Raw genomic sequence first — 9,304 nt, forward strand, 5'->3', positions numbered from 1 at the left:
ATGTTTAGTTTTGCTGGGATATGATCAAAACAAATACCAGTGCCGATTTGATTGGCAAATCGGAAATTTTGTCGTGTAAAATTGCGGATATATGACTAATTGGCTGCTGACTAACGGGTTATGCTGAAAAATATGCAGTCGATCCTATTCCATCCGCCGCGGTAGCCGCTAAAAATTCGGTTTCAGCAGGTACTTGTCGTAGAACCGGAAAATGTGTGTTACGGCCTCTTCAGCCGTATCCACCAGCCGGTACAGGTTAAGGTCTTCCGGACTGATGTTGCCTGCTTCCAGCATGGTCTTTTTTACCCATTCAAACAACCCGCCGTAATAATCCACCCCCACAAGTACAATAGGAAACCGGGCAATTTTCCCCGTCTGTATCAGGGTAAGTGCCTCGAATAGCTCATCCATCGTCCCGAAACCGCCCGGAAGCACGATAAAACCCTGGGAATATTTCATGAACATCACCTTGCGCACAAAAAAATAGTTAAACTGCAGGAGCTTGTCGGAATCGATGTACGCGTTATGGAATTGCTCGAAAGGCAGTTCGATGTTGATGCCTACGGATTTCCCGCCGGCTTCATAGGCTCCTTTGTTGGCCGCCTCCATAATGCCCGGTCCGCCGCCCGATACCACACCGTACCCCCGTTCGGTAAGCAGGCGGGCAATATCCTCGGCCAGTTTGTAATACTGATGATCCTGCGGGGTACGTGCCGAACCGAACATGGATACGCAGGGACCTATTTTGGCAAGTTTTTCAAAGCCATCCACAAATTCGGCCATGATTTTAAAAATCTGCCAGGAATCCTTGACCTTGATTTCCTGCCAGGTTTTGTTTTCAAAGGCCCTGATGATTTTATCTTCCCGTGTCCTTGCCATAAAACTTGCTGATTTTTGCTAAAATAATAAATTTCACATTAAGGTAGCGATATTTGATGCGGCACGCCTTACCCCGCCTTGATTGGGGCTCGGAAGCCCGTAAAGCCGTGTACGTATTTAGTTAGCAGAAACCTGCTTCGCTACGGGGCCAGGGTTTATTAAGCATGAGTCCGGTATTAGTCCGGTGTTTTTTCGAAAAAAACTGGACTCATACTGGACTCACACTGGACTCATACTGGACTCACACTGGACTCACTCCGAAGCAATCTTCCATATACCCCGGTCCGTTGCATAGTATGCGCTTAACTTAAAACAGCAATGTAGGCTTCTTGGATAATTCCGGATTGGCTATACCATACAAATTTACGTTTTCCTATCTTTGTTCCATGAATTTTTCCTCCAAGTTGCTGGAACAGGCCGTGGCGGAGTTCGGCCGGCTGCCGGGCGTGGGACAGAAAACCGCGTTGCGCCTGGTGCTTCACCTGCTGAAGCAGCCGGAAGCCGACGTGTCGCGTTTTACGGAAACACTCGACCGGCTGAAACGTGAGATCAGGCACTGCGGTATATGCCATAATATTTCCGACCAGGCAACCTGTGAAATCTGTGCCTCGCATAAGCGGAATAAAGGATTGATCTGCGTTGTAGAGGATACGCGCGATGTGATGGCCATTGAAAATACCGACCAGTACCATGGCGTGTACCACGTGCTGGGTGGGTTGATTTCGCCAATGGACGGCATCGGTCCGTCTGATCTGCAGATCGACAGCCTGGTGAAACGCCTGGAAGCAGGGGGGGTGCAGGAGGTTATCCTGGCCCTCAGCGCGACCATGGAAGGGGATACTACCATTTTTTACCTCTATAAGAAACTGAAAGCCTTTGGTGTGCAGATCAGTACCATCGCCCGCGGAATTGCATTTGGCGGGGAACTGGAATACGTCGATGAAGTAACACTCGGCCGTTCGATTGCCACCCGGGTGCCTTACGAACGGAGCATTGCATAACAGACCCTATGGATAGCACATCACTTCGGAATAAAACCGTTATCATTACCGGGGCCTCTTCGGGCATTGGCCTGGCCTGTGCAGAGGCATTTGCCCGGCGCGGTGCCAACCTGGTGCTGGGTGCAAGGCGGTATGTGGACCTGTGCGAAATTGCCCGGTCACTTGAACGGCAATATGCGGTGCGTGCGGTGGCCGTGCAGTGCGATGTAGCCCGGGAAGCGGACTGCAAAGCGCTGGTGGACCAGGCGATATCGACCTTTAACGGGGTGGATGTGCTGGTCAATAATGCCGGTATCAGCATGCGGGCGCTGTTTGCCGACCTGGACCTGGCGGTATTACACCGGCTGATGGATGTGAACTTCTGGGGTACGGTATGCTGTACTAAGTATGCGTTGGACGCGCTGCTCCACAGTCGCGGATCGGTGGTGGCTGTGTCGTCCATCGCCGGATACCGCGGATTGCCGGGCCGGACAGGCTACTCGGCATCCAAATTTGCCATTCATGGGTTTATGGAATCGCTACGCGTTGAGAATCTCCGTACCGGATTGCATGTCATGCTTGCGTGCCCCGGGTTTACCGCATCGGGCATCCGGGAGACGGCACTGGATGCCGCTGGTACCGCCCATGGCGAAACCAGCATGGACGAAGCCAGCATGATGACCGCTGGAGAAGTTGCCGAACGTATCGTAACGGGGGTTATCCGCCGCAGGCGTACCCTCGTCATGACCCGGCAGGGCAAACTGGCCGTATGGATGAATAAACTGTTGCCCGCCTGGGTAGATCAGCAGGTTTTCAAGCTGTTTGCGAAAGAAAAGAACCCCCTTATCAAATAAAAAGGCCGGCCGGACACTGATGTTTTTACATCCGCTTTACCACGGTGTAAAATCCGGCGGATATGACCACCAATACAATCACGGTAAGCCACCAGAGTGTATTGAAACCGTACATGTCTGCAATCCGTGTGCCCAGGAAGGGCGAAAACACGTGCGCGGCAGAAAAAGCCAGTGCATTGAGGCCCATGTAGGCTCCCTGATGCTGTCTGGAAGCGCGCTTAACGGCAACGGATGCCATGAAAGGCATCGCCAGTATTTCCGAGATGCTGAGCAGAAATATGGAAGCATAGAGTATCCAGTAACCGGTTGGTATGGGCAGCATGGCAAAAGAAGCAGCGCAAAGCACGGTGCCCAGCAATATACTGCCCGCGTAGGAAAGCCGCCGTTCGGCCATATGCACCAGCAGCATTTCAAAAAGGACGACCACGAAGCCGCTGAATCCCAGGATGACACCTACCTGCTTTTCATTCAGCCCATGGCCCTGCTGGTAAAACAGAGGCAATGTGCTCAGCAGCTGGAAGAAGCAGATGGCATACAGGCAGCACAGCAGGCTGAACAGCAGAAATGGCCAGTCGCGGTAGGGCGATCGGGAAGGAGTGGTTGGTTCCGTTGCCTGTCCGGCCGGTTTCGTACGTACGGTTCCTTTGCGTTTGTAGAAGAATGCCATAAACACCCCGGTGGCGAGGAGAGCGCCCAGTGCATTGCCATAGAAAATCCAGTTGTAGGAAATGGCGGCCAGGAAGCCGCCCAGCGCCGGACCGATTGAAAAGCCGAGGTTAATGGCCATGCGGTTAAGTGAAAAGGCCCGGGTAATGTTTTCAGGGCGGGCATAACGTGCTACGGAAACCGAGTTGGCCGGGCGGAAAGATTCCGTCACTACGCTCAGGACATAAATGGCCACGGCTAGCGTTTCTACCGAGGTGAACAGGGGCATCACCAGGAACAGGGGTACCGACAGCAGCAGGCTGAGGGCCTGCACCCAGAAATTACCGAAGCGGTCGGTCAGCCAGCCGCCGAGCCACGATCCGGTAACTGCGCCCAGACCAAAGCAGGCCAGTACGATGCCGACCTCGGGTATGCTGAAGCCGAGGGCCTGCGTCATGTAGATGCCCAGAAAGGGCAGTACCATGGCGCCCGTCCGGTTGACCAGCATAACCAGTGCCAGCATCCAGGCCGGGCGCGAAAGGTCCCGGTATGCATCGATATATAAACGTAAAAATGCCTTCAAAAGCTGTTATATGGTTAACTATATGAGTTTAAAGCGCCGGTGGGCCGAAAGGCAAGATCGTTTGAAATCTCATATGAGCCTGCCGCAAGCAGCTGCTTTTTGCCCGATCGGCGTTCGAATAGGTAGTCAAGCCTGCCGAGATTGATGCCGGCGAACCCCACCTGATTCACCGTTGTGATGGCGCCATCGAGATTACGTATGTGTTCCGGCCGGGGCATAAACGTATGGGTATGCCCACCGATGACCAGGTCGATATGGCGGGTACCTGCGGCCAGGAGCTGGTCCGATACCTGACTGCCCGCGTACCGATATCCCAGGTGCGAGAGGCAGATCACCAGGCTGCAGTTATAATCGTATTTCAGTCTGGCCGCAATATCGTTCGCCACGGCAATGGGGTCCAGGTAAACGGTTCCACGGTAATTGTTGGGGTCGACCATGCCATCAAGCTGGATGCCGAGGCCGAATACGCCGATCCGCAGGCCCTGCTTCCGGAATAGGGTATATGGTTGGGTTTTGCCCGCCAATGCCGTGTCGCTGAAATCGTAGTTGGCGGAAAGGAAAGGGAAATTGGCATGGGTGATCATGCCCGCAAGCGCATCCACTCCGTTATCAAATTCATGATTGCCGAAGGTGCTGGCATCATAACCCATTTTGCTCATCAGTTCCATCTCTACTTTTCCACCGAAGAGGTTGTAATAGGGAGTGCCCTGTACGGTGTCGCCCGCATCCAGCAGCAGTACATGGCGTTGCTCCCGCCGGATAAGGTCGACCAGCGCTGCCCTGCGGGCTACGCCGCCAAGCCCCTGGTTTCGCGATCCGTCCATCGGGAAGGGCTCAATGCGGCTGTGCACATCGTTGGTGTGCAGGATGGTGAGCTGAAGGTGTTCCCCGCTGCCGGCCAGTGCGGCGTAGGGGAGTGCGCCCAGTGCCGAGACGGCGGTTAGCGATCCCGCCGCTTTCAGGAAATTCCGCCTATTCATCCAGTTTGATCCTTCCATCGAGTTGCGTGTTTAGCTGTTTTCCTTCGCGGGTGCAATCCTGTACGTAGGTGATCAGCGCCTCGCGTACTTTTTGTCCGAGATTTATCCGCTTGACCGGTGTTTCCAGTCCGCGGATGTTATCGCCGCCGTTGGCGAGGTAGTCATACGTGAGCAGCCGATACGTTTTTGAGTCGTCCACGGGTTTGCCGCCGATCCGGATGTCGTTGGCAGTGCCGGCATGGATGACCATCTGCAGGCCCGCCACGGGCTGCCCACCGGTAGCAGCGATGAATCCGGCAAGCTGGCGAACGCTTTCGCCCGACAGCTCCAGGATTACCAGTTCGTTTTCAAAAGGCATAAGTTCAAACAGGTGCCCGATGGTGATCTCACCCTTCGGTAGCTCCGTGCGCAGACCGCCCTTCGTACCAAATGAAAAATCAATGCCGGGATCGGATTTGCGGCCTTCGGTAAGCAGCGCGTCGGCAAAAAAATTACCAAGCAGCGTTTCGGGGACCGATCCGGGCTTGGTGAGCCGGACGGCACTGTGTCCGATCACGCGGCTCATTTCGGCGTCCAGCTGTTGTTTGTAAGGAAGATAATACGCTATAAATGCGGTATCCGGCGCAATGGATCCATCGATCCGGTGCTCGGTATAAGCCGGTGGTCCGGATGGCAGGGAGTACCTGCTGCAGGCGGTGCTTAACAGACTCAGCAAAGCTACGCCGAAAAGGAACAGGGGGTTAGCAGAAGTACATTTCATCGCGTGCCATTACATTACGTATTCGGCAATTGCAGCCTATGGTAAAGGTAGCCAATGGCCGTGAAATCAGGAAAAATTAATTGTTAAATGCCGGTTATGTCTTCTTTAATCCCCAAGCTGGTTTTCCATCGTCTCACCCGCAGTGGCGGGTGCGCCGGTCCTGATTTTCGACCGGATGCGTGCGCTGCCCCGGAACGTCCGGGGCATGCCCTTTCCGGAAAACAGCGCAGACAGGTTATAGACTTCCCAATTGACCAGCAGCACACTGAGCAGGATGACCACCAGACCGGTGAGCTGGGTGGACGTAACGGTTTCACCGGCAAAAAACACACCCAGTAGTACCGCCACGATGGGATTGATATAGGTGTGGGTACTTACCTGTGTTGCGGACCGGACCTGAAGCAACCAGATGTAGGAACTGTAGGCGATAAGCGAACCGAAGAGTACCAGGTAGCCGATAGACCACCAGGCCGGGGCAGGAACCTCACTGAACTGAAACCGGCCGATTTCACCACGCGCGAAGGCCGTCAGCGCAAATACCGCGCCTGCTGCCGTCATCTGCCATGCGGTATTGACCAGGCTATTGCCCGCCGTCTTTTCCGCTTTCCCGAAATATTTTGAATAGAGGGAGCCGGCTGTCCAGGCAATGGCGCCGATGATCAGCAGCAGCATACCCCACAGGTTCACCTGTTGCTGGCCGGTATCCATGGCATTGGCCACCTGGTCGCCAAAAAGCATCACCACGCCGAAGAAGCCCATAAACAAGCCAGCGATGATCGGGAGACTGCCGAAATTCGCTTTCCAGTTAGGTTTGTCGAGGATGATAAACCAGATGGCGGCGGAGGCCGACATGATGGCGACCAACCCACTTGGCAGGAACTGCTCTACCCATATAATAATGCCGTTGTCTACAAACAGCAGCAGCAGCCCCGTGAATCCTGCCCTGATGATCAGGCTCCGGTCAAACACCCGGTAGCCCTTATAGTAACACCAACCCAGCAATAGCAATCCCGCCGTTGTAAAACGCACAGCCCCCAATAAGAACGGTTCAAAACCGCTCAGGGCTTTATGGATAAAAAAGTACGTGGATCCCCACACGACGTAAATCATCGCGAATGCGAGAAATATTTTCCACTGTGCGTATTTGGTTGCTGTCATCGCTGCCTCCATTAATTAAGTACCGTATACTAATATCCGGACGGGCGCGACCAACTGTACTGTCGCTGACCTGGTCCGGGATTGTGTGTCTCTTCAGGGTGCCGGAATAACCAGTTGCTGCTGTTCCTTTACCGTTTCCAGGACGATGGTGGTTCGGGTGGAGATGATGCTTGGAATCTTGGCAAATGAATTGCGCATCAGTTCCACCAATGCCGCCGAGTCGGCCGTGCGGACTTTGACCAGGTACCCGTCATCGCCCGCAATGTCATGCACTTCCTGTACTTCCGGGATGGCCGCCAATGCCTCGCCGGTGGTAGCGCATCCAATCCCGTCCGCCGCCCGGATAAAGATAAAGGAGAGTAGTTTCTGGCCCAGCGCAGCCGGGTTGATCTTTGCCGTGTACTGGAGGATAACCGATTTTTGCTCCAGTTTCTTTACACGCTCCAAAATGGCCGACGGTGCCATGCCCAGCTCACGGGCGATGTCCGCGTTGTTAATCCGTGCATTTTCCTGCATCAGGCGGAGAATATGATAGTCCACCTGATCCAGATTATAAGTAATTTCGTCCATAATTCTGCAAAAGTACACTATAAAAGAACAATATTCAAAATAAGTGTAGTTATTAAGAATAATTTACAATATGATAACACAAGTACCGTGGAAAGATGGGCATACCAGCATAGGGGAGGCTATCAGTTACCCAGGACCGACTTATAAAAAACTCAAAAAAATATTTTGCATAATTAACAGTGTTAACTAAATTTGCTCCGTTAAATCGAAATCATGGGAATCAGAGAACGGAAAGAGCGGCATAAAGAAAACCTGAAAGCACAGATCCTGGAGGCGGCTAAACGGCTTTTCGTGAAAGAAGGGTATGCGGCAACCTCTATCCGGAAGATTGCGGCGGAAATTGAGTTCAGCCCGACCACCATTTACCTGTATTACAAGGATAAATCGGACATTGCCTACGCCCTGCATCAGGAGGGATTTTTGCTGTTCCGGGAGCGGCTGGCCGTACTGGAACTGGTTGAACACCCTTTTGAGCGGCTTCGGGCCATGGGTAAGGCATACATCCAGTTTGCTCTTGATCACCCTGATTTTTATGAAGTTATGTTCATTATGCGCGAGCCGATGGATTACCTGGAAACCCATCACCCCGAGCAGGATTGGCCGGAAGGGGAACGGGTATTGGACGGGTTGTTTCAAACCATCCATGCCTGCCAGCAAGCCGGTTATTTTACCGATATCGGTACGCAGGAAATGGCCATCCTTTCATGGAACGTTGTACATGGCCTGTGTTCGCTGCACATTACCGGCCATTTTAGGTCGATTGCAGAAAAATGCGCCCCGCATCAGGACTTTAAGAAGGATTCGCTGCTGGAGGATGTATTCCAGGCCTACATGAAGGTAATCGAACGGATGAAGTAATTTTTTTACCGAAAAATAAACACTGTTAATTATGAGAACAGTATTAATAACATGTAAAATAACCCTGCTGGGTTTCGCGCTGCTGGCTCTGCAGCGGCCCGCCATTGCACAAGATGTGCTGGAGCGTTATGTTGCTGAGGGGCTGGAGGGAAATCTGGTACTGAAACAACGCCATGTGTCGCTTGAAAAAGCGACCTTCGCATTGAAATCGGCCAAAAGCCTGTTTCTGCCTGCAATCAACCTCCAGGCGGGCTACCAGACGGCCGATGGTGGACGGAATATCCCGCTGCCCATTGGCGACCTGCTCAATCCGGTATACCGCACGCTTAACCAGCTGACGCAGTCGGACCGTTTTCCGCAGATCCAGAATGAAACCATCAATTTTCTTCCCAGGAATTATTACGATGCGCATATCCGTACTACGTTGCCGCTGCTCAATACCGATATCGGACATAACAAACGTATCCAGACGCAGCAGGTGCAGTTGAGCGCGCTGGAGGTGGATACCTATAAGCGGGAATTGGTAAAAGAAATCAAAACGGCTTATTTTAATTTTCTTGGCGCACTGCGGGCCGTTGAAATTTACCGGTCGGCACTCGGGCTGGCGGAAGAAGGTTTGCGGACCAACGAAAAACTGGTGGCCAACGGGAAGGGATTGCCCGCTTATGTGCTGCGCTCCAACAGCGAAGTGGCAGCCGCTCGGGCGAAGCTCACGGCTGCAGAACTGAATACACAGAATGCCCGGCTGTATTTCAACAGCCTGCTTAACCGGCCGGAGGATGCTGTCATTGATACGGCATTCCAGCAGGAATCGGCATTGCTGCAGATTGCAGGCATGCTGCATAGCCCGCAGGGAACCCCGGCCGAACGTGAAGAACTGAAATCACTGGCTGTGGCCATCGGCATCCGTGAAACCGCGCTGCATATGAACAGGCAATACGCCGTGCCGAAGCTGAATGCTTTTCTGGATCTCGGTTCCCAGTCGGAAGGGTTTCAGTTCAACGGACAAACCCGCTATTACCTCGCCGGACTGCAAC

At 53.2% G+C, this 9,304-nt stretch carries 10 protein-coding genes; 4 read left to right on the forward strand and 6 right to left on the reverse strand.

Features of this window, described 5'->3' with window-relative positions; translation table 11 throughout:
- Nucleotides 1-168: 168 nt before the first annotated feature.
- Nucleotides 169-879 carry an LOG family protein gene (locus tag ABWO75_RS12605; RefSeq protein WP_353186063.1) on the reverse strand — a complete coding sequence of 237 codons (711 nt, stop codon included), beginning with the start codon at nucleotides 877-879 and terminating at the stop codon, nucleotides 169-171.
- A gap of 386 nt (nucleotides 880-1,265) precedes the next feature.
- On the opposite strand from ABWO75_RS12605, the gene recR reads away from it, so the two are divergent.
- Both recR and ABWO75_RS12615 read left to right on the forward strand, forming a co-directional pair.
- Nucleotides 1,266-1,880: a recombination mediator RecR gene (gene recR / locus ABWO75_RS12610; protein WP_353186065.1), complete on the forward strand. Its 615-nt coding sequence runs from the start codon at nucleotides 1,266-1,268 to the stop codon at nucleotides 1,878-1,880.
- An 8-nt stretch (nucleotides 1,881-1,888) separates the two neighbouring features.
- Nucleotides 1,889-2,713, forward strand: coding sequence for an SDR family oxidoreductase (locus ABWO75_RS12615; protein ID WP_353186067.1), 825 nt, complete (start codon nucleotides 1,889-1,891; stop codon nucleotides 2,711-2,713).
- A 25-nt stretch (nucleotides 2,714-2,738) separates the two neighbouring features.
- On the opposite strand, the gene ABWO75_RS12620 is transcribed toward ABWO75_RS12615, so the two are convergent.
- From ABWO75_RS12620 to ABWO75_RS12640, 5 genes are all read right to left on the reverse strand, one after another.
- Nucleotides 2,739-3,941 (reverse strand): MFS transporter, encoded by a 1,203-nt coding sequence (locus tag ABWO75_RS12620; protein WP_353186069.1) that lies wholly within the window; start codon nucleotides 3,939-3,941, stop codon nucleotides 2,739-2,741.
- A 14-nt stretch (nucleotides 3,942-3,955) separates the two neighbouring features.
- Nucleotides 3,956-4,939 carry a metallophosphoesterase gene (locus ABWO75_RS12625; protein ID WP_353186071.1) on the reverse strand — a complete coding sequence of 328 codons (984 nt, stop codon included), beginning with the start codon at nucleotides 4,937-4,939 and terminating at the stop codon, nucleotides 3,956-3,958.
- Nucleotides 4,914-5,681, reverse strand: coding sequence for a 5'-nucleotidase C-terminal domain-containing protein (locus tag ABWO75_RS12630; RefSeq protein WP_353186073.1), 768 nt, complete (start codon nucleotides 5,679-5,681; stop codon nucleotides 4,914-4,916). Before ABWO75_RS12630 ends, ABWO75_RS12625 begins: the two co-directional genes overlap by 26 nt.
- A gap of 105 nt (nucleotides 5,682-5,786) precedes the next feature.
- Nucleotides 5,787-6,839, reverse strand: a complete 1,053-nt coding sequence (locus ABWO75_RS12635) for an EamA family transporter (RefSeq protein ID WP_353186075.1) — start codon at nucleotides 6,837-6,839, stop codon at nucleotides 5,787-5,789.
- A gap of 93 nt (nucleotides 6,840-6,932) precedes the next feature.
- Nucleotides 6,933-7,409, reverse strand: coding sequence for an Lrp/AsnC family transcriptional regulator (locus ABWO75_RS12640; RefSeq protein ID WP_353186077.1), 477 nt, complete (start codon nucleotides 7,407-7,409; stop codon nucleotides 6,933-6,935).
- Between the two features lie 213 nt (nucleotides 7,410-7,622).
- Here ABWO75_RS12640 and ABWO75_RS12645 point away from each other — a divergent pair, with 213 nt between their 5' ends.
- Both ABWO75_RS12645 and ABWO75_RS12650 read left to right on the forward strand, forming a co-directional pair.
- Nucleotides 7,623-8,267: a TetR/AcrR family transcriptional regulator gene (locus ABWO75_RS12645; protein ID WP_353186079.1), complete on the forward strand. Its 645-nt coding sequence runs from the start codon at nucleotides 7,623-7,625 to the stop codon at nucleotides 8,265-8,267.
- Between the two features lie 31 nt (nucleotides 8,268-8,298).
- Nucleotides 8,299-9,304, forward strand: a 1,006-nt coding sequence (locus tag ABWO75_RS12650; RefSeq protein ID WP_353186081.1) for a TolC family protein, incomplete at its 3' end; no start/stop codon positions are given.

Source organism: Parapedobacter lycopersici (assembly GCF_040395035.1).
Taxonomy (GTDB): Bacteria; Bacteroidota; Bacteroidia; order Sphingobacteriales; family Sphingobacteriaceae; genus Parapedobacter; species Parapedobacter lycopersici_A.

Bases quoted from the DNA above. Each gene is read 5' to 3' on its own strand.
- ABWO75_RS12605 (WP_353186063.1), bottom strand. From the start codon at position 879: ATGGCAAGGACACGGGAAGATAAAATCATCAGGGCCTTTGAAAACAAA.
- recR (WP_353186065.1), top strand. From the start codon at position 1,266: ATGAATTTTTCCTCCAAGTTGCTGGAACAGGCCGTGGCGGAGTTCGGC.
- ABWO75_RS12615 (WP_353186067.1), top strand. From the start codon at position 1,889: ATGGATAGCACATCACTTCGGAATAAAACCGTTATCATTACCGGGGCC.
- ABWO75_RS12625 (WP_353186071.1), bottom strand. From the start codon at position 4,939: ATGGAAGGATCAAACTGGATGAATAGGCGGAATTTCCTGAAAGCGGCG.
- ABWO75_RS12630 (WP_353186073.1), bottom strand. From the start codon at position 5,681: ATGAAATGTACTTCTGCTAACCCCCTGTTCCTTTTCGGCGTAGCTTTG.
- ABWO75_RS12635 (WP_353186075.1), bottom strand. From the start codon at position 6,839: ATGACAGCAACCAAATACGCACAGTGGAAAATATTTCTCGCATTCGCG.
- ABWO75_RS12640 (WP_353186077.1), bottom strand. From the start codon at position 7,409: ATGGACGAAATTACTTATAATCTGGATCAGGTGGACTATCATATTCTC.
- ABWO75_RS12645 (WP_353186079.1), top strand. From the start codon at position 7,623: ATGGGAATCAGAGAACGGAAAGAGCGGCATAAAGAAAACCTGAAAGCA.